At 44.8% G+C, this 19,100-nt stretch carries 18 protein-coding genes and 1 tRNA gene; 8 read left to right on the top strand and 11 right to left on the bottom strand.

Features of this window, described 5'->3' with window-relative positions:
* On the top strand, positions 1–207 hold a 207-nt coding region (locus QUB10_RS27570; protein WP_333206376.1), incomplete at its 5' end, for a hypothetical protein.
* Positions 208–285: 78 nt separating this feature from the next.
* Here the strand turns inward: QUB10_RS27570 and glgA are convergent.
* The 4 genes from glgA to QUB10_RS27550 all read right to left on the bottom strand — a co-directional run bounded on the left by glgA (position 286) and on the right by QUB10_RS27550 (position 3,262).
* Complete coding sequence (gene glgA, locus QUB10_RS27565; protein ID WP_333157294.1) at positions 286–1,761, bottom strand: glycogen synthase GlgA; 1,476 nt, start codon at positions 1,759–1,761, stop codon at positions 286–288.
* A 197-nt stretch (positions 1,762–1,958) separates the two neighbouring features.
* On the bottom strand, positions 1,959–2,258 hold the full coding sequence (locus tag QUB10_RS27560) for a hypothetical protein (protein ID WP_333157295.1): 300 nt from the start codon (positions 2,256–2,258) through the stop codon (positions 1,959–1,961).
* Positions 2,255–2,443 carry a hypothetical protein gene (locus QUB10_RS27555; protein ID WP_333157296.1) on the bottom strand — a complete coding sequence of 63 codons (189 nt, stop codon included), beginning with the start codon at positions 2,441–2,443 and terminating at the stop codon, positions 2,255–2,257. The genes QUB10_RS27560 and QUB10_RS27555 overlap by 4 nt, the downstream gene beginning before the upstream one ends.
* A gap of 90 nt (positions 2,444–2,533) precedes the next feature.
* Entirely contained in the window at positions 2,534–3,262 is a 729-nt protein-coding gene (locus tag QUB10_RS27550; RefSeq protein WP_333157297.1) for an AIM24 family protein, read from the bottom strand.
* A 180-nt stretch (positions 3,263–3,442) separates the two neighbouring features.
* Here QUB10_RS27550 and QUB10_RS27545 point away from each other — a divergent pair, with 180 nt between their 5' ends.
* The 4 genes from QUB10_RS27545 (at position 3,443) to QUB10_RS27530 (ending at position 9,238) form a co-directional block, all read left to right on the top strand.
* On the top strand, positions 3,443–4,939 hold the full coding sequence (locus tag QUB10_RS27545; protein WP_333157298.1) for a glycosyl hydrolase family 57: 1,497 nt from the start codon (positions 3,443–3,445) through the stop codon (positions 4,937–4,939).
* A 726-nt stretch (positions 4,940–5,665) separates the two neighbouring features.
* Positions 5,666–6,448 (top strand): hypothetical protein, encoded by a 783-nt coding sequence (locus tag QUB10_RS27540; protein WP_333206375.1) that lies wholly within the window; start codon positions 5,666–5,668, stop codon positions 6,446–6,448.
* Positions 6,449–6,485: 37 nt separating this feature from the next.
* Positions 6,486–7,913 (top strand): hypothetical protein, encoded by a 1,428-nt coding sequence (locus tag QUB10_RS27535; protein ID WP_333206373.1) that lies wholly within the window; start codon positions 6,486–6,488, stop codon positions 7,911–7,913.
* Entirely contained in the window at positions 7,913–9,238 is a 1,326-nt protein-coding gene (locus QUB10_RS27530; protein ID WP_333206371.1) for an O-antigen ligase family protein, read from the top strand. The genes QUB10_RS27535 and QUB10_RS27530 overlap by 1 nt, the downstream gene beginning before the upstream one ends.
* A 20-nt stretch (positions 9,239–9,258) precedes the next feature.
* Here the strand turns inward: QUB10_RS27530 and QUB10_RS27525 are convergent, their stop codons facing one another.
* The 3 genes from QUB10_RS27525 to QUB10_RS27515 form a co-directional block, all read right to left on the bottom strand.
* Positions 9,259–9,558 carry a hypothetical protein gene (locus QUB10_RS27525; protein WP_006633230.1) on the bottom strand — a complete coding sequence of 100 codons (300 nt, stop codon included), beginning with the start codon at positions 9,556–9,558 and terminating at the stop codon, positions 9,259–9,261.
* A gap of 90 nt (positions 9,559–9,648) precedes the next feature.
* Entirely contained in the window at positions 9,649–10,899 is a 1,251-nt protein-coding gene (locus tag QUB10_RS27520; protein WP_333206369.1) for a transposase, read from the bottom strand.
* Positions 10,900–11,012: 113 nt separating this feature from the next.
* On the bottom strand, positions 11,013–11,633 hold the full coding sequence (locus tag QUB10_RS27515; RefSeq protein ID WP_333206367.1) for a DNA-3-methyladenine glycosylase: 621 nt from the start codon (positions 11,631–11,633) through the stop codon (positions 11,013–11,015).
* Positions 11,634–11,653: 20 nt separating this feature from the next.
* Here QUB10_RS27515 and QUB10_RS27510 point away from each other — a divergent pair, with 20 nt between their 5' ends.
* Entirely contained in the window at positions 11,654–11,776 is a 123-nt protein-coding gene (locus QUB10_RS27510) for a hypothetical protein (RefSeq protein ID WP_006633228.1), read from the top strand.
* Positions 11,777–11,947: 171 nt separating this feature from the next.
* On the opposite strand, the gene QUB10_RS27505 is transcribed toward QUB10_RS27510, so the two are convergent.
* Positions 11,948–12,466 (bottom strand): pentapeptide repeat-containing protein, encoded by a 519-nt coding sequence (locus QUB10_RS27505; protein ID WP_333206366.1) that lies wholly within the window; start codon positions 12,464–12,466, stop codon positions 11,948–11,950.
* A 740-nt stretch (positions 12,467–13,206) separates the two neighbouring features.
* On the opposite strand from QUB10_RS27505, the gene QUB10_RS27500 reads away from it, so the two are divergent.
* Both QUB10_RS27500 and QUB10_RS27495 read left to right on the top strand, forming a co-directional pair.
* Entirely contained in the window at positions 13,207–13,710 is a 504-nt protein-coding gene (locus QUB10_RS27500; protein ID WP_333206364.1) for a hypothetical protein, read from the top strand.
* Positions 13,711–13,818: 108 nt separating this feature from the next.
* Positions 13,819–14,256, top strand: coding sequence for a translation initiation factor (locus QUB10_RS27495; RefSeq protein WP_333206363.1), 438 nt, complete (start codon positions 13,819–13,821; stop codon positions 14,254–14,256).
* 162 nt (positions 14,257–14,418) lie between these two features.
* Here the strand turns inward: QUB10_RS27495 and QUB10_RS27490 are convergent.
* From QUB10_RS27490 to QUB10_RS27480, 3 genes are all read right to left on the bottom strand, one after another.
* Positions 14,419–14,505, bottom strand: a tRNA-Ser gene (locus QUB10_RS27490).
* A 34-nt stretch (positions 14,506–14,539) separates the two neighbouring features.
* Positions 14,540–15,469, bottom strand: coding sequence for a TIGR04168 family protein (locus QUB10_RS27485; RefSeq protein WP_333206361.1), 930 nt, complete (start codon positions 15,467–15,469; stop codon positions 14,540–14,542).
* Between the two features lie 253 nt (positions 15,470–15,722).
* Positions 15,723–19,100: an RNaseH domain-containing protein gene (locus tag QUB10_RS27480; protein ID WP_333157242.1), complete on the bottom strand. Its 3,378-nt coding sequence runs from the start codon at positions 19,098–19,100 to the stop codon at positions 15,723–15,725.

Here is a 19,100-nt window from a genome sequence, read left to right as displayed (position 1 = left end):
CCGTCCTTTTTGGACGGGCGGGACGCCCATCCCACAATAACAATTAAAATTGTAAGTTATTTAATTCGCGATCCTAAGCTGTCGGGCATCTTGCGTTGTATTTTTCGGGCGGGCGGGACGCCCAACCCCTACTCCCCACAACAATTTCATCTGAGATGTTGCACCATTCTCAATAAGCCTTTTATGAACAGGCTTTTCGGCCTGTGAAGCGAGAAAACTCATTCTTTGTGGGACGGGCCCCAGAGCCCGTTCTTGACAATGGTGCAGCATCTGAGATCCTACGGCTTATTTGTGTCTAATTAGCTCGTAAATTTCCACATAGTCTTTAGCTGGATATTTCCACGAATTGTCACAATTCATGCCTTGAAGCATGAGTTTTTCAAATTCATCATGATAGTCATACCACAATCCGATCGCCCGATCAAGCGCCGACTCTAAAGCCGAGTAGTCGGTTTGGTAAAACACGTAACCGTTGCGTTCTTCCGGCAGGTGGCGGGTGTCGTAATCTCGATCGAACACAGTATTCACCAAACCGCCAACTCCCCGCACCACAGGAACAGTGCCGTACCTCAACCCGATCATCTGAGTCAGCCCGCAGGGTTCGTAATTACTGGGAACCACAATCATATCCCCACCGGCGTAAATTAAGTGCGACAGTTCCTCATTAAAACCTAGTTCTAAATGGCAGTCTGGATTATCATTTAAAAACTGTCTTTCGTGCTGGAAATGCGCGTTAATTCCCGCTTCCGTCGCGGAACCCAAAAGCACGAATTGCGCTCCCTTACTCAGAGAGTAATAAATTGCATGGTGGACGAGATGGACACCTTTTTGGTCGTCTAAACGACCGATAAAGGTAATAATAGGCTTGTCAGCATCGCGCAATAACAGCCGATCGCGCAAAGCTTTTTTAGTTTTGGCTTTTCCTGCCAAATCCTCCTGATTGTAGTGGTGCGGAATATAGCGATCGGTCTCAGGATTCCACACATCGTAATCAATGCCGTTGAGCACCCCGCGAAACTTCTCTTGATATAAATGCAAGGTGTGCCCCAAACCGTAGCCACACTCGCCCATATGAGCTTCCCAAGCATGGTGGGGCGAAACCGTGGTGACAAAATTCGAGTAAACAATGCCGCCTTTCATAAAGTTGATAGCAAAAGGGTTAAAGTTATCTCGGAGGCGATCGTAATCAAAATAATAATCCTCTCGATTCAAACCCGTTGCATTCAAAATATCGCTACCCCCCATGCCTTGATGTTTGAAATTGTGAATGGTATAGCAGACTCGCTGATTTTCCATCCAATTGTATTTGTAAATTTCAAACAGCATGACTGGAATCAAACCCGTTTGCCAATCGTGACAGTGAATCACATCGGGACGCTTGTTGCTTCTGAGCAAAAATTCCAAAGCGGCTTTGCTGAAAAATGCAAACCGCATATTGTCGTCATTGCACCCGTAATAACAGCCGCGATTAAAAAAGTTATCTTGAGAGCGAGGTTCGATGAAAAAACACAACTGCCCGTGCACCCAGCCGCACAAGACATCACAGAGGATTTCGCCGCCGTACCAGGGCACAGCCAGATCCCGGTAGGCCTCGTGAAGTCCCCAAATGTGGTCGTACCTCATGCAGTCGTACTTGGGTAGAATAATCTCGACGCAGTGGCCGGAATTCTGCAACTCCCGACTCAAACCGTAAACTACGTCGCCCAAACCTCCTGCTTTGATGACGGGGGCGCACTCCGAGGCAATTTGTACAATGTACATTTTTTTTCTCGCTCCTGGATGAATCAAAAAGATATTTTCTTAACATGACAAAGTATATGGTTTCTCGCCAAATAAGCAAGTAGGCCATTGGGAATACAGGGCGATCGGGCTCCCAGAAGCCGAATTTGCGGCGGTTGCGATGGGCGATATCGTTTCGGCATTGCTGCAACTCGATCGCAAATTCTGCAAAACATAACTCATCTTCTCGCATTTGTCAACTCAATCTTTTGAGTCAAATCGCCATTTGTCTCGTCTAGTTCCGAATAGCGATCGAATAACTCACTCAAAGCTTCTTCTCCAACAATTTCTCCCTTACTGACAAACTTCTCTACCTCCACCGAACCATCACTCAAAAATTCAATTTCCCACCGTTCCCCAGGTACAGCTACAATTACCATCATAGCTTCATCGCGATGATGCGCTAAACTGTAATCGATCGCCTGTTTTTCCAATTTTTGCAAAAATAATATTAGTTGGTCAAATCCATTATTTTTCATCTATCAAATCTCCGATCGCTCAACAATTTGCGAACCATCTTAAAGCCTGGGATATTTTCTTCAGCACCTCTTTCTATTTGCTCCCATATCATTTCGCTAAATTCTTCCCAACTTGGCGAATTGGCCGGAATCTGTGCTTGTTTTATACTACCTTTTTTACCTTTGAGAATCTCAGACACTTTCATGCCTGCAAATTTGTGTGCGATGTTTCTTCCTCCTTATCTTACATAAATCCCACTCATAATTCTCATACCGATCGAAAAAAATGCAATAACTCAACCCAAACCCATAGCATCATTTTCACATATTAATAATTTACCTTTCCCCTGATAATACCAAACATAACCCTCTCCACCGCCTTTGCCAAAATGACCTAATTTTCGATAATCTTCTTCAATCCCCTTGGTAAATCCTTTCACCAAATCGCAATCAGCTATCAAAGTTTCACCTTGTTTGAGTTCGACAACCTTAGCCGGTGAATTTGTAGCAGCTACAACTATAGCTTTTTGCTCGCGCAAAGCTGTAACAGCAATTCTCCACCTACCGTCATTAGAAGCAGCCACTTGTCGGAATTTCAGTTTTTTAGCACCGATAACTACATTGTCCGAACAAAACTGAAATACACCGTCATCAAATTCCCACTGCTCCCCATCCGACAGAGCGATCGGCGTATAATGCAGGAAATAGCCTTTTTGTCTCGGTTCCAATTTCACCGTACCAGTGCCTTGATATACAGGAGCATTGTAGTCCATTTCCGTTGTCAAAGATACCCACATATCTTTTAAACGGTTATCCGTTTTATAAACACCGGAAGTCAATTTCCCCATACACCAATGCAGCGCACCTTTTTGAACAATCACTCCCGAATTGTTCAAGTTAATTTCCGCTTGCTGAACGAGGGGAATATTCTTAGTGGGATGGTAAAACTTGTTCGTTTCTGGATTGATGTTATTTTGAACGTACCACAAATCGGTTGGTTCCAAAACCTTGATTTCGTATTTCATAATTTACCTCGCCTATTTACGTGAAATGTGTTAAACATTTTACCCAAGATTAGGATCTGCCGCGCTCCCGGACTTATCCTGTGAAATTTATCTTTTGCAGACATCCTCTGCTACTGTTAAAGTATCTAGCTATCTTAGCAATAGCAGACACGGTTCCTCCACAATTGTTGAGAAAAATTTATGCCTGCGATCGCACAATCTCCCAATTTACCCATTTTACAAGAAATCAACTCAGGATTACCCAATATTTGCGGCTCCGAAGCGGAAATTAAGGCCGCAGCCAATAGCAACGAACCAATCTTTCTACCTACCACAAATCTGCGCCTAGAAAACATTCAAGCCGGATTCGCCTGCGCCCTGCATATGCACCAACCCACCATTCCTGCGGGTGCAAACGGCGAACTGATCTGCAATCTCCAGCATATGTTTGAACATCCCAACCAAGGAGACAACCACAACGCCGGAGTGTTTGCTTGGTGCTATTCCCGCATGGGAGAATTTATTCCCCAACTGATTGCCGAAGGCTGCAACCCGCGCATTATGCTCGACTATTCGGGCAACTTATTGTGGGGATTGCGCCAAATGGGACGCGACGATATCTTTGATAATCTCAAGCGGATTACCTGCGATCCTCAATATCAACCTCACGTAGAATGGCTGGGCACAATGTGGAGTCACGCCGTCATTCCCTCAACTCCCATTCCCGACATCAAACTTCAAATTCAAGCATGGCAACATCATTTTGCGGCCATTTTTGGCTTGGATGCCCTGAAGCGCGTCAAAGGTTTTTCGCCCCCAGAAATGCACTTTCCCAATCACCCAGATACACTTTACGAATACATCAAAGCTTTGAAAGAATGCGGCTATCGCTGGCTGATGGTGCAAGAACATTCTGTAGAAAATCCCGACGGTTCGGGATTGTCGCAAGATCAAAAATACATTCCCAACCGTTTAGTGGCCCGCAATTCTCACGGCGAAACAATCAGCATCACGGCTTTGATTAAAACCCAAGGTTCAGATACGAAATTGGTTGGTCAAATGCAGCCTTATTACGAAGCAAAAGGACGCAATAAGCAGCAAATTGGCAATGTCACAGTTCCTTCTTTAGTCACTCAGATTGCCGACGGCGAAAATGGCGGCGTGATGATGAATGAATTTCCCAGCGCTTTTGTCAAAGCTTGGCACGAAAACCGCGAACAAGGCGGGGGAAAATCCGGTGTTGTTGGTTTAAACGGCACTGAATATTTGGAGATTATTGAAGCGGCGGGTGTTAATCCTGATGATTATCCGATTTGTCAAGGGGTTAACCAGCACAAAATCTGGCACCTAGTCGATCCTGATAGTGCGACGCCGGAAAAAGTGGAAAGTGCGATCGCCCAACTCAAGCAAACAGACCATAATTTTCACATGGATGGTGCTTCTTGGACTAACGATTTGAGTTGGGTGAAAGGCTACGAAAATGTCTTAGAACCGATGAATCTACTCAGCGCTGCATTTCACCAAAAATACGACCCGCTGTTGCAGCAAGATGCGACAGTTACCAAGCAGTTTGAATACCAGCAAGCTTTGCTTTACAATTTGTTGGTGCAAACAAGCTGTTTCCGCTATTGGGGACAGGGAACTTGGACTGATTACGCGCGGGAACTTTACAACTGCGGTGCTGCTTTAATGAAGTAGGAAAAGTTCGCAGTTGCGGTGTGGCAAAAAAAACGCAACTGCGAATTTTACCAAATTTTACAAACAAATAATTCCAGTGCACCCGGATTTTATATCAACCCTACATTCGCTTATGGCCTCGCATTTTAGAGAGAACTCAATTCCGCACCCTCAAATTCAGCCTACAGCATTAGGAGCATTATTAGCATTAGCTGGATTCGGTACATTCAAAAGACTAAAAAAATAGCCCTGAAGCCCTGAAGTAGCTCAAAAGTTCACTACTTTCTCACTATAAACAGTATCCATTAAAACTTTTTAGCTACAGAAGTCAAGATTTTATCTGAAATCTTCCTTGAGGCGAACCAATATTACAAAGTTCACTACTTTCTCACTAAAAACAGTATCCATTGAAACTTTTTAGCTACAGAAGTCAAGATTTTATCTGAAATCTTCCTTGAGGCATAACCAATATTACTAGGTAAAATTTGATTTCGTTCTTTGGATGTTACTAAAGTCAGTAAATTTTCGGATTGTGGTCAGCATTTGTGAGGTGATAATATTCGGAAATAATCTCAGCAAACTTATTTGAAATCAGCGTAGGCGCTACTGCCACAGTTTTTCTTGTTTTAAACGTGACAATCCAGAACATCAGGATTGAGGCAAGAAGTTGGCGCTGCTTTTAGTAGCTGGCTTCGTATTGCTTTGGGATTATTTAACTAATCATCAGGCTAAAAAATAGCCCAGATTATGAAATATTTTTCCCTATTTATATTGGCTTTAATCCTTTATGGGGCAATGGCACTAGGCTCTGTTTCACATGGAGTTAGTGCCTATATGGAGAGGATAGCTGACAACACGCCCTCAGTAAGTCGCTACTCTGTCAGCGGCTCACGCAATGGCATTGTTACCGTCAAAGATGCTGTTTCTTCAGAGGTGATTCGCACTTTTAAAATGGATGATGGAGTAGTTGTCAGAGAGACATTTCTCTTAGACGGTGGTAAGACTGTTGCGGCTTCGCAGAAAGACCATGCTGTTTTCTGGGAGTTGGCGACAGGTAAAGAAGTTCGCCGTTTTCCTCAAAGGATTTATGGCTTTTCCCACGATGAAACCAAGTTTTTTACTTACCAATTTCCGCAAGGGATAATATTCATGCACAGCTATCCCAGCTTTACACTTGTCTGCAAATGGAAAAAAGGAGCTCCCGGGCCTGAGCAGTTTCGCTTTTCGCCAAACGATCGCTTTTTGAACATCACATTTGGTCACGGATATCCCCCGATCGATGAAAATTATCCTCTACCGGATCGGAGTGGAGGTGCGGTGAATTACGCGCGACTTTTTAACATCGAAACTTGTCAGGAAATTAAAGAATTTTCTCAGCTTGATTTGCTATCTATAGGCGAGTTTTCTGCCGATTCAAATTTTTTGGTTACGCCAGAATATATCTACGTAGATGTTAACAGTGACAGACTTGTGCGGACTTTGTGGCGTTTCAATCTCAAAACTTACCAAGTTGAAAAACTTGCTGATTAGGATTTAATACACTTTCAAACAATTAGGACTCAAGGCTATGTCACAGCGAAATGCTAGCACAACATACATCTGTGCGATCTCAATAGCTGCATTCTTTACAACCGTTTCAAGCGGGGAAGTTTGTGCAGCACAACTGACTTTTGATGTAATCGTCAAAAATGAAGTCTTAGGTAATATTAGCCTGGAGAGAAAAATTAGGCCTGTCACAACAGGAACCAAAGATGCCATTGAGGGTCAATTTGTTGCTACTAAAAATGACTGGAAAAATTTTCTCGGTGTCGATCATCTGAACTGGCTTCAAATAGTAACGCAAGATTTTCATCCACCCATAACTATTGACCCTAACTTCGCCGTACAAGTCCCATATATAGATCCCCCCAAATTTGGTTATATTAGTGGATGGTCTGACGAGGAACCTTGGTACTGGGATGAATACAGAATTCCAGAAGAATTAGAACAATTTCTACCCTGGAATCCAAACAACCAACTAGCACAACAGACTCAAAACAATGGTCAGATTTTAAAATTCTCTGATGTACCGAGTGGTTCTCAAGCCAATCAGCTCAAATTTGAGACATTTCTGGTCGGTGATTTCGGCAACAAAACCTACGATTTTTTAACAGGTTTTTCCTGGTCAATTTCCCTCAATGGAGGCACTTCAACTATCACAAATATCGAACAAGGTGCAACATTTACCAAACAGTATGCCAACATAGTTGAGCAACAGTTTGGGTACAAAAAAGTTGACAAACTCCCCACCTATTTGTTTTCCAGTGCCTTATCCCCTGGCAAGGTTGACTCTTTTACAGAATCAGGACTTCAAGCATCAGCACCTTTTGTAGCCTGGACTAATAACTTTCCTGGTGTCAACCCCCCGAAAAAACCAGACACAATTTTAGGAGCGTTTAACCAATCGGGAAATCTGATTGCGGTGAATGACGACGGCGGGCCGTTTGGGAGCAATTGGGGTTCAGGGATTAAAAGTTCTGTAAACAATGACGGTTCTCTCAAACTCAAGGTGAGTGGCTACAACGACTTCAACTTTAATGAGCGTAATGACTTTAGTGGCGGCCCATGTAACGGCGGTAGCGGTGGTGGTGGATGTGTACGCAATGCACCACATCCTCAAGTTGGAACATACGACTTAGCTGTCAAGATGTATCAAGATTACCTTCCTTCTCTCAGTAGCGTTTCTACGTCTTCGAGTAATGTTGGTACGAATACAAGAGCTTTCGCTGCTAGGAGTATAAACCAGGAAATGTCTTTTTCCGAAAGCGACGTTTCTGACATAGCAAGCCTTTACAGCGACGACTTACCAAACGAAAAAGCCTCATCTAAAAAAGCCGAGGAGGACGCCCTCGCCGCCGCAGCCGTTCCCGAACCAACCACCGCATTAGGAACTTTATTTGCCCTCGCTGTATTGCCTGTAATTAAAAGACTCAAAAACCGGAAAAACAAAGAGTAATGAAAACCCTCTACACCCTGCTATATGCCCTCAGCATCATCCTCATCAACCCCTGGGGAAGCAGCCGGGGCCTCATCTGGACTTCCCCCAAAGTATTAATTATTTGGCTAATAGTAGGAGTCAATCTCGCCCTATTGTGGGAACAAAGAAAAGCCCTAACCATTCCCCGACAATGGAAAATATCGCTAATACTGTGGACAATATTTCTTTCAATCGGAGCTATCTCCACTCTACAAAGTCCCTTCCCCTTAACCTCTTTCTTCGGTCAAGACCAAATGGGAGACGGCTGGCTCTACTGGCTGTTAATCGCCGCCTTCACTCTCAGCAACAGCTTGCTCTTAACCATACACCCGCAACTCATTAATTCCCAATTCCAAGGACTGCTAATTGGCGGCATCATTCTTTCTCTTAGTATCTTCCCGCAAATCATAGACTGGCGGATCGACTATACTGCCACAATGGGGAAAATTATCAGAGCTGATGTTAATGCCAGCAGCATTTTTCAAGGACAGCAACCAATAGGATTGTACTCCCATCGCGGCCACGCAGCTATAGTTTTAGCATTAATAGTAATTACTGCTCTTGTCGGTTGGTTTGGGAGATTTACCACAAATAAATTAACTGCAATTACTTTAATTTTAACTGTTCCCTCACTGCTGCTAACTTCTACTCGAAGTGCTATTTTAGCTCTGATAGTTGCCAGTGCCTATTTGCTCAGAGGCAAATATTACAAAATTCTTGCAGGCAGTGCTCTTATCGCCATAATCGCTATTGGCATCATGACTGTCAGCAGACCGTTAGATTGGAGCAAACCTTCGATCGCACAAGTCATGTCTAGCCGATCGCCCATGTGGACGCTCTCAGCGCGCGGCATCAAAAAACGCCCGCTATTTGGATGGGGATTTGACGGTTTGGGCATCGCCTATCCATACATCCGAAATCCTCAAGTAACTCCGACCGTTGTAAATTTAGACGAATTTACTTACAACTATATTAACATAAAAGGTGAAATCAGCACTAGAGAAACTCCTACTTACAAAGCTCACAATTGGATTCTGGATACAACCCTATCTGTTGGCATTTTAGGGCTGCTGGCTGGGATTGCACTTTGGGGATATTATCTCTATTTAGCGGTGAATTCATCAATGCGCGGTATTGAAGCGGTGGCTATTGCTTATCTGATTTTTACTTTCACTTGGTTCGACTGCGCTCAATATGCACATATTGCGTGGTGGACGATGAGTCTCGCCGCAGTTAAATATGCTTCTATTACTCGTTTTTATCGTTGGGGGGCAGAGTCCGGGCAATTACCAATTACTAATTAGCAATTACCCATTCCCCAATCTTACATTTCCTGCATTAACCGCAAATAGTTTTGCCGCATTTGCGTCATATTTTCCATCATTCTATTAGCCATATCTTTCTCAACATCGCTCATTTGTTGCCAAAATAAAGCAGATCGCCTCGCCATAATTGCTTCTTCCCATAGCATCTCCAAAAGTTGCGCCGCCATTGGGTTTTCAGCATCGATAATCCCGCACAATTGCTCGAAGGCCCGGTTGGCTTCGGTGTGAGTGCTAACATCCTGAACCAGGCTTAGGCATTTTTTGAGTTGTACGATCGGATTTTCAGAAGAGTAAGCCATAATTTCACTAAGATAAGCGACAAAATTTACAATGATACCTTTGACATTACTAGAGTTTTGACACTCCCCGGCAGACCAGCGCGGGGATTCTTAAGACAGCAATTTGAGTCTTAAAGGCGATGCCAAAGCACCTCTACCGATTCCACTTAGATCTAGTCCAAGCATTATCGCTACTTTTCTAGCAATATTTGCACAACCATTACAATCTGCATTGATTAGCCAACCTTGAGCCGTTCTGTACAAACCGCGCTTAATTCGTTTGCCACTAGGAAGCCACCCTTCGGGTTTTTCGCCAAATTTAGGTAGCAAGTCATTATCGACAAACGAAGCTTTGGAAGAATATGATTCTTCAGCTTCAACAAACCTTAAACCGTATTGCTCGCACAGTTGAGCTATTCTATCTTTCAGTCTGCCCGTAGGGATTTGCACAAACTTTTGATTAGTGTTGCTTCCCATATTGACAGACTCTTTTTGTCCTTTGTTCCAACCAAAAATAACTGTACCGATTTGGTTGTCTAAGCAGTGCTGAATTACTTTTCTTGCTGCTTTGTTGACGGCATCTCGCATTTGGCGATTACGTTTTTCAGTTAAGCCTGCCAATCTTTTAGACCAGTAGCCGTTGGCTTTCCCTTTCATGAGAAAAGCAACCCGTTTGTTATATCCTTGATTGAGGGACTTGAGATGTTTGCCGTCAACGATAAAACTTGTGCCGATATTGCTCAAGCAGGTTAGCCAGTTGTCTATTCCGTGGTCAATTGCTAAGCATTTGGCAGGGTCTACATTCGCTTGGACATCCTCTGTTTTGTAAATCAATTCCAAGTAGAAACAGCCATTCCGGGGAAGAATGCGATACTCTCGAATTGTTTTAAAATCTAGATTAGATGGCATTGGTAGGAAAAACGCATCTAACCCGAACCACGCTTTAACCTTGCTTCCCAGAGGAAATCGCAGCATCCCATTCTTAAGTTTTACGGATCTTCCTGTAAACGTTACAAGTGCCATTCCACCTTTACGGTATCCCGGCAATTTAGGGTGTTGCGTAACCGTTCCATTTTTGATTCCTCTGAGTAAGCCCATAAAAGACTTAAAAGACTCTGCTACCCCTGTCAGAATTTGCTGAGCTGTATCTGAATAGAACGCTTGATAGTGCAGGTTTCTATCTTCAGTTCCCAAGACTTTGTGTAGCTTAGCCCGGTTCGGAATCTTGCCAGTTTTAAAGTATATTTGGCGAGAATAATAGATACCGCAATTAGTAAGCTTTGCAGACTCGGAACACAGATATTCAAGAATCGCTTGAATGCTTGAATCAGATCGAATTAGATTTTGTTGACAACCAAACATTGCTGAATCCTCCTATAATTTATAGTACAGCAAAAAGCAGGACAATCTATTAATAAATATTTAGATTTTATATTAAAAAGGCGAAGAAAAAACCGGCCACTGAAGAAGGGGCTTCAGACCCAATAATTTGGTGACACAGCCGTAGAGTTCCCTACATACCAGCGCCAAGGCAAATCCATGCCTTGAGAAATCCCGATCCGCGTAGTTTGCACAAAATTTATTGTACCCTCCTCCACAGCTTGCTGAAATTGCTCGCTCCGGTGTTCCAACCGCAGCGGTTGGCCGGAACCCAAGGGAAAACCGCTTAAAGTTCGATCGATCCCCAGTACCTTACACAGTTTCCCAGGCCCGGCGGCGAGGCGCGATCGCTTCTTCTCAGGAATTGCAGCGAATTCTTTGGGAACCACATCTACCTGCAAAGCTCGAATCAGCACAGCACTAGCAACTCCCTCTGCATCCGTCACGACATTAAAACAGTGATACATCCCGTAGATTAGGTAAACGTAGCTCATACCCGGAGGCCCGAACATCACCTCATTGCGAGAAGTGCGCTTTCGGTAAGCGTGACAAGCGGGATCTCCCGGGCCGTAAGCTTCGGTTTCGACAATAATTCCCCGAATCGTCTCGCCGTCAGGAAACTGCCGCACCAACGAACATCCCAGCAAATCTGGCGCTACGCTGGTAGATGGCCGCGCCAGCCAAAAAGATTCTACAATCTGAGTATTTGCACTCACTCAACAACAGCAGGTAAATTATGGACGTTAAGTTAGTTTTAGCAGTCTTGACAGCAGTTTTCACCGTTTGCTGTCTGTTCTTCGGTACAAAAAACGGATTCTACGATACTGACAAGTATCATGGTAACGGTTCTGCTCACTAATTTTAGGCGATTGTTTGTTGCTTAAAAAAACCGCCGCCTGTCAGTCAGGCGGCGGTTTTTTTTTATGAACCACAGAGGCCACAGAGGACACAGAGAAAGAGAAAGAGAGAGCGGAAAGAATCAAAAGAAGTTGACAAATGATGACACAGCAGATTGCTGTATTTGCTGCAATTAAGGATGAATTTTGCCATCGGGCATTTTAGTTTCTTGCAAGCTAGCATTCTCGAAGTCGGCGCATCCCATGAGGTTGAAACGCATTGTGGCTCCTCGATCCGTTGCTTTCATATTGAAACCAACTACTGCATTTTCTGGGTTATTCTGTTCTGGAACAGCGGTGACATTAAAATCCATATTTGCTTCTTTTTCATTAGCCTCAAGGTTGAAAGTGATGCCAGCACAGCCCAAATCAGCTCCGGTCAGGTTGGCTCTATTTAAGTTGGCATTTTTGAGGTTGGCATTGGTCAAGTTGGCTCCTGATAAGTTAGCACCTTCTAGGTTAGCTCCCTGCAAGTTTACTCCTTGCAAGTCTAATCCTTGTAAGTTGGCATTGCTGAAATTGCATTCCTGACACTGTTTTGTTTGCAGCAATTCCTTGACTTGGTTTTGTTGCTGGGAAAATGTTAGATATTTTACCGCAGTAAATACAACTGCGATGGACAATCCAGCAGTAACTAAATTTTTTAATTTCATAAATATCCGAAAGGCTTAGGGGGTTTTATATCGCGGTTAATAGATTTCTACAATAGTGCGATCGACTTCTCCAGAATTCCCACAAAAAAATGCAGGCATCCCAGAAGCAGTCCAACCCAATTAAACACCGCCGGACTTATATAGCAACCGCCAAGACGGTTAGGATGTTCTTATATCAAATCCGCGCTTCATCGGAATTATTCATTACTCTTTTCTCTCCCTCTGCGTTCTCTGTGTCCTCTGCGGTTAAATCATTCCGATGCAACCGGAATTGATATTAATTGCTCAAACCCTGGCTATTATTCCTTATTCCTGCTGTTTATCCGCTCGCGAAGTCGAATGGCCTTCTGCCTTCTTCCTTCAGCTCTAAATCGGCCTCCTTTCCCTCGCCAGTGCTGCTTTGAGTTTCGGACTCGCCCCCTCGGTCTGCTTCACTTTGCTTTGAGCAGTCCACAAACGGAATTTATTTTTACCCGAAGGCGCGCATTGGCCTATACCTGGAGACTGAAATAAAAGAAACTTTATTTATATCCCTGGAATGAGTAAATCATCAAGAGATTTGAGGATGATTAATCTAGAAACGCAATACCGTACCTGCGCTGTAAATTTCTCAGCAACTACTTTTTTGGTCAAAATTGCTTTGAGAAATTAATTTACTCTAAAAACAGTTGGCAGCAGCTCAGGTTCCTCAACCCCGCCAGAACACACCCTACCTGTAATCCCGACAATTCGGAGCGGCAATGAACACAATCAAACCCGAACCCAAAAGATCGCGCTTCATGGCTCTGCTGCTGACAACGCTGCTGACCTTTCCCTTTGTGACTGCTTGCGGTTCTAGCGAGCAAAATTCCGCTCCCCCGCCTCCTGTTGACAACACTCGCGCTGGAGGAGTGCAAACTAATCGCGGCTCCGCTCCTTCCCCACAAGCGAAAAAAGGACTGAGCAATGCTCAAAAAGTAGGGATTACTTTAGCAGGAGCAGCCGCCCTTTACTACATCTACAATCAGCACAAAAATAAACAAGAAAAGGGGCCGCAGGGAAAACATTACCTTTCCAAAAACGGTCGCGTTTACTACCGTGATGCCCAGAATCGCGCGGTCTGGGTAACGCCCCCGCCTGAAGGAATTAAAGTTCCGGAGTCCGAGGCAGCGCGTTACCGCGAATTCCAAGGGTACAACAACCAAAATACCGGTCGAGACCTTACTACCTTGCCGGAAGCTACAAGTCCTGTTCCCGCACAGTAGTGTAAGCATTTGAGATTTTAGATTGCAGGTTCCGTGACTTTCAATTAAATCTGGGATTCCCAATCTAAAACAGTCGTTTTTCAACACATAAAAAAGAGGAACTTTATCATGGTAGACGGATTTTTGCGGAAGTTAAAAGATGCGATCGTCGGGCCAGACAGCGAGCAACTCGATCCTGATGGCAATTACCAAGATGCCTCCAATGCCGGACAGTACGGCAACGTGACTCCAGCCAGCCAAGACCCCTACGGCGACCCGGCTGAGTACGGAGAGTATGGCAACGTGACTCCAGCCAGCCAAGACCCCTACGGCGATCCGGCTGAGTACGGAGAGTACGGCAACCTGACCCCTGCCAGCGAAGACCCCTACGGCGACCCGGCTGACTACGCCGGTACCGACTACGGACAGTTCGGCAACCTGACTCCAGCCAGCGAAGACCCCTACGGCGACCCGGCTGACTACGTAGCGGATGCTGGAATGTTCGGCAATGTGACTCCGGCCAGCGAAGACCCCTACGGAGACCCGGCGGATGAGGAAGGGTTTTGAGTTGAGTCAGTTAGCTAGAAAAATTACCTGGTAAGCAACAGCACCCCTACGGGGGTGTTTTTTTGTTGCGAAATACCCAGAGTGAGCGAAAGATGAGCGGAAAAGGGAACTCTTGAGGGGATAGAGAATCTGAAACCCTTAACGGACAAGAGAAATGTTCAACGGAGAGGGTGGGATTTGAACCCACGGTGACATCACTGCCACACTCGATTTCAAGTCGAGCGCATTCGACCACTCTGCCACCTCTCCGGGCGCATAAATTTTATCATACCAGCAAATGTCTCTAACTACAAATAGCCGCAGATTCAGCGCGCCGATAAAGAATTTGTTCTCTTTCTACCGCGAAATCTTCGCCTACCCATACCAGAGACACTTCCGACACCGAGCCATTTTCGAGCAGGACGATCGAGAAATTCCGCAATTTCGAGCACTCTCTCTCCACAATTCGCGGTACGCTGGCCGCATTCAAATACACCGTACCCTCCGCACTCACCTCCAGCGACTTCCGCAACTCGTGCTTCGTGTGCCGCAGTTTGTGGTGCATATGACCAAAAGTTACCAGCGGTATGTGCTTTCCTGTGGTACGAGTTCGATCGATCGCCTCCGCAAAATCCGGGTCGCCCCAATCCCCTCCCAGTGGCTTCCAATCTCGCCCGCAGGGGTCTTCAGGAGCCTCTCCTAACCCCGTCGGACCCGTGTGACCCAAAAAAATCACATTTTCGCAATCGGCATCCGCCGCAGCCGCTGCAATGCGCCGCGCCGACTCCTCAAAACTTTCTACCCCAAACCACTCCGAGTAAAAATCCCCGTACTTCCACTCCGAACCCCCCCAAGTAAACGGGCGGCTTCCCACCACAGTTACGCCCAATTCGGGAAAATCCCGTTTCCCGTAACCGACGTGAGCTTCTCCCATTAAATCTAACTGCTGTTTTACCCAATTTTCTTGAGTGCGATCGTAAGGGCACTGACTGCGGCCCCACTCTGTCGCCGTGTACCAAGCGTCGTGGTTCCCAAACACCGCTGCTTTCGGAATGTCCAATTGGGCGATCGCCCGCACCACCTCCACCGACTCATTGCCAAAATCCCCCACAAACAGCACCAAATCAACGCCCAGATGCTTCAGGGCCTCGCCGTCTTCAGGTTCCCAGCGATCGTGAACGTCCCCCACCACCGCAATTTTGATAGATTTAGCTTTATTCATGTAATTTGTCATGTGCGATCGATCCCTAGCCCCTTCTTACTCAGCATAAGAAACAGCGACCTATTTTTGCACTCTCCCGCAGCATATTTTGGATTTTAGATTTTAGATGTGAGATTTGCTCCACTTTCTTCATCTTTTACTCCTAAGCGCAAAAATCCTCTCTCCCCATTGACATTGGAGGCGATTGCCCTGAAGTTAAGCCCGTTAATTACCGACTGCAACGCCCTAATACTCAACCGAGTAGGGACAGCAACCCTAGACTGAATTATTCCTCTAACTCTGGTTCCGCCTCCATTTGCTCATCTTCAATTGCAAATTCGCTGATATAGTCTCGCACAACTCGCTCAAAAAACAGAGGAGCCGGTAAGCTCGACCAATCGCTGTAGTGGCCGAAACTATACCGTAGGGATTCTACCAGTGCAGCAAGGCGATCGCAATCATCTTTTTCCTGTCGCAAGGTAACAACAATTTCCAGAGGATTTGGAGTTGGGAATTGTCCCGTGAAAGGCGGACGGGTTTCAATTTTGTGGACTTCCAATCCAGCTTTATTTAAAACTTTGTTGTTGAAACCGTCAGCAACTTTTGCAAGAAAGTAGTGCACAAGCAGTGATGCCATTTGATATAACCCGCTTTGCGCGAGGAAACTAAATGCAAAAATCACCACTTCTTCAGCAATATTCTTTACAGCAATAGGGCTTTCTGTCGGGTGATAGCAACTTTGGCCGCGTGATTCTTGATGAAGTGTTTTGCGCCCAACAGACAGGTAAGCAACACAACCTGTTTCACTGATTTCGCTCTTTTGATTGCTTGTAACAAGCCGAAATAACTTCATTGCACTCGATGCAGAGGGAATTTCCCAGGTTGAAGTCAGTTCTTCTTTTGTCCGGGTATCTTCCAGAGAAGTCTCTGTTAAATGTCGGACTTTTTTATCGATAATTCCAGGGGCGATATCTTGACGAATCCGAATTATCCGCGCACCTTTCCACTCATCTTGCATCTGCTCGTACTGCTGACCGAGGTTAATTTGATTTGCATTCATTCTAACATCGGCGAGCCAAGGCCAAAGTTGCGCGCAGTTAGAAGAATCAATCATCACTAATGGTTGATTCCCTTCATCTACAGAATTGGAAATAATCTGCTTGACAAATTTCATGAAACGAATCTGGCGCGCTTCTTGTTTGTCAGCCAGTTTCACGGGAGAGATTTGGGAAATAAAGGCGATCTCATCAGAAAACTTGCTCCAAGGGCTGATTTGTAAATTATTACCCTTCTCATAGGCACAGCACAGTTCGCATTCACCTGTTTCCACCTTGAGGCGCATAGCAACTGGCAAAAATGTGTTGTCAATAAAACCGCGAGCGCGACCTTTCTGTTTGCGAACGATCGTAATTCCGATAATTTCTTTTGGTCTAGCTGCTACAGGAGTGTCTTTGAGCCATTTGTCAACCTTTTCCTTGACATCATCAATGCGGCCAGAATGAGCAGAAAGTAAGTCTTTTAGAGCAGCTTGTACTCGATGGGAAAAATCACCAAGTTGGAGAAGTTCTTTCTCCTTAGTTTTTTCAATCGGTAGCAGAAACTGCACGCAAGAACCGGCGATTGTAGCCAGTGCTTGACGGGATGAGGGTTTATTCACCGAATCGTCATGTTTATTGTCTGGATACCATTCCCGTGCCATTACGAGGCAAAAAGTTCGCTGTTTGCGTAAAGCAAGTTGTTGGACGATAGACTCCCAGGCTTCTATGCGGTGACGCGATCGCTCTTTTGCTTTCAAATTTGCACCTGGCAATGACTCTTTCGGCCCGTGAGTATTTGCTGGCAAACGATTAGCCATGAGTTCGATCGCGCCACCCCAGAGAAGGCGAATTATCGCTTGCAGCAGTTTCAATTCGGTTTGACATTGTTCTTCGTAAAAGATAACAAGTAACAGTTTTTCATTAGCATATAGTCGGCGCATAGCTTCCTGGTTTGCCTGAATCATCGCCTTAAGTTCATCAGTCTGGTTGAGACACTTAGAGTGAAATTTTAGGGTTTTTCTACCACCCCAAATTTTCTCTAACTTCATATCGAGATGTTTAGCCAGCAAGCTGTTTAATGGATCGTCCTTCAAGCTTTCCTTAAATTTTTCCAAGTATTTGGGAGTAAAATCAGGACAGTCACCTTTTTCAAGGATTTCTAAAGCAGCACCTAACAGAGTAGGAAAATTAATCATGCGCGAGGCTGTATCGTCTTTTGTGTGACTTGTGCCTTTGATTTTTACTTCCGAGTAATTATCGAAAGGTTTGAAGCCGAGCAGGTTCAGAATTTCAGCAATCTTTTCAAAAGCTTCTAACTTATCAATCTCCGGTACGCCTGCGTCAATTCCGTGTTTTCCTTCTTGCAGTCCGTTGCGGTAAGTTAACACAACTTGACAGCGTTCTGTTGAAGCTTTACCCAATACAATTTGAGAACCATCAATATTTTGACCGTCAGGCGTTTTCATCGGGAGTTTGAGCTTGCCACGCAATGCTTCAAAGTCTTTATCGATCGCCCAAAACCAATTTTTCTTTTTGTCCGGTTGATTTTTCTCCGGTTTTTCGGAATCGGAAAGCACCGTGTAGCGAAATGCGCGATCGCTGTAGTCAACAGAAAAGACAAAACCACTAATATTTGCTGAGTTATAACTTGCAGGTTTTAATTCACTTAACCAGCGGCGCTTGGAAACATCTATCTTCAATAAAGGTTGGTGCAAAGAAGGATAGGTTACGACTTCTAAACGTACCACCAGACTGAATTTTCCTGCGTTTTCGGATACAGTAATGGGATCGGTAATCAATTCTGCCGTTCCAGTTGTGAGACGCCCGCCGCTAGAGATAACCCGCTTCATTGTTCCTAGCCCCTGAAAAATCTCTTTTCCCGCGATCGCACGAGCTGCATAATCAACTAACACGCGATAATCATAATTGTTGCTGTGTTTTGTAGTTCCTGTATTTTGATTCCATTTCCAAGGTAAAACTTGAGACTCAGACGGAGTAATTGTTAACAACTCCTTTCGATCGTGCAAATCTTCCAAACGGTCGATAACTTCCAATAGCCCATCTTCTTTTTCAGCAAAAGGTTTTAGGAAATTTGTTATCCACTCGTTGATAATGGGGCGTAACGCTTTCTGGATATCTTGTGTACTTTCGGAATTTAAGTAAGCAAATGGTTCAGGCTCTTTTACACTTTTGGAATTCAACGAAAACAGACTCAAACCTACATTTGACTGAATCCGCGCTGCACTGTCCAGTCCTACTTCTAACAAACCTAGCAGCGAGGAATAAGGGAGATTTTTACTAGCTGAATCGCCCTTGCAAGCAGCTTTTTGGAGGGTCGAAAGCTCATGCAAAGCAGCTTTTGTCCAACCTAGCGTCAAGCCTTTGACTGTTACTGGCTCGATGTTATCTGGCACGGTAAAAGCTAGGGGAATCTCTTTCAGACTTTTGGGCTTGCCGAGAGGAATGTAAAGGGTGTCTGAAAGCACAGTCGCTTCAGTTTCTTCGTCATCATCGGATTCGATTTCGTCAAAAATTTCGTCGTTCATGGTTGCATCTCCAATAATAGTAGTTTCCTTTGCTTCGCCGTCATCATCAGATTCAATTTTGTCAAAAATTCCGTCGTTCAT

This window comes from Microcoleus sp. B5-D4, from assembly GCF_036705145.1.
In the GTDB taxonomy this organism is placed as follows: Bacteria; Cyanobacteriota; Cyanobacteriia; order Cyanobacteriales; family Microcoleaceae; genus Microcoleus.
Note: the sequence above shows the minus strand (reverse complement) of the source record. Positions and strands in the feature narration are given on the sequence as shown.

Excerpts from the sequence above, each read along its gene's own strand:
- glgA (WP_333157294.1), bottom strand. The coding sequence starts at position 1,761 with ATGTACATTGTACAAATTGCCTCGGAGTGCGCCCCCGTCATCAAAGCA.
- QUB10_RS27560 (WP_333157295.1), bottom strand. The coding sequence starts at position 2,258 with ATGAAAAATAATGGATTTGACCAACTAATATTATTTTTGCAAAAATTG.
- QUB10_RS27555 (WP_333157296.1), bottom strand. The coding sequence starts at position 2,443 with ATGAAAGTGTCTGAGATTCTCAAAGGTAAAAAAGGTAGTATAAAACAA.
- QUB10_RS27550 (WP_333157297.1), bottom strand. The coding sequence starts at position 3,262 with ATGAAATACGAAATCAAGGTTTTGGAACCAACCGATTTGTGGTACGTT.
- QUB10_RS27545 (WP_333157298.1), top strand. The coding sequence starts at position 3,443 with ATGCCTGCGATCGCACAATCTCCCAATTTACCCATTTTACAAGAAATC.
- QUB10_RS27540 (WP_333206375.1), top strand. The coding sequence starts at position 5,666 with ATGAAATATTTTTCCCTATTTATATTGGCTTTAATCCTTTATGGGGCA.
- QUB10_RS27535 (WP_333206373.1), top strand. The coding sequence starts at position 6,486 with ATGTCACAGCGAAATGCTAGCACAACATACATCTGTGCGATCTCAATA.
- QUB10_RS27530 (WP_333206371.1), top strand. The coding sequence starts at position 7,913 with ATGAAAACCCTCTACACCCTGCTATATGCCCTCAGCATCATCCTCATC.
- QUB10_RS27525 (WP_006633230.1), bottom strand. The coding sequence starts at position 9,558 with ATGGCTTACTCTTCTGAAAATCCGATCGTACAACTCAAAAAATGCCTA.
- QUB10_RS27520 (WP_333206369.1), bottom strand. The coding sequence starts at position 10,899 with ATGTTTGGTTGTCAACAAAATCTAATTCGATCTGATTCAAGCATTCAA.
- QUB10_RS27510 (WP_006633228.1), top strand. The coding sequence starts at position 11,654 with ATGGACGTTAAGTTAGTTTTAGCAGTCTTGACAGCAGTTTTCACCGTT.
- QUB10_RS27505 (WP_333206366.1), bottom strand. The coding sequence starts at position 12,466 with ATGAAATTAAAAAATTTAGTTACTGCTGGATTGTCCATCGCAGTTGTA.
- QUB10_RS27500 (WP_333206364.1), top strand. The coding sequence starts at position 13,207 with ATGAACACAATCAAACCCGAACCCAAAAGATCGCGCTTCATGGCTCTG.
- QUB10_RS27495 (WP_333206363.1), top strand. The coding sequence starts at position 13,819 with ATGGTAGACGGATTTTTGCGGAAGTTAAAAGATGCGATCGTCGGGCCA.
- QUB10_RS27485 (WP_333206361.1), bottom strand. The coding sequence starts at position 15,469 with ATGACAAATTACATGAATAAAGCTAAATCTATCAAAATTGCGGTGGTG.
- QUB10_RS27480 (WP_333157242.1), bottom strand. The coding sequence starts at position 19,100 with ATGAACGACGGAATTTTTGACAAAATTGAATCTGATGATGACGGCGAA.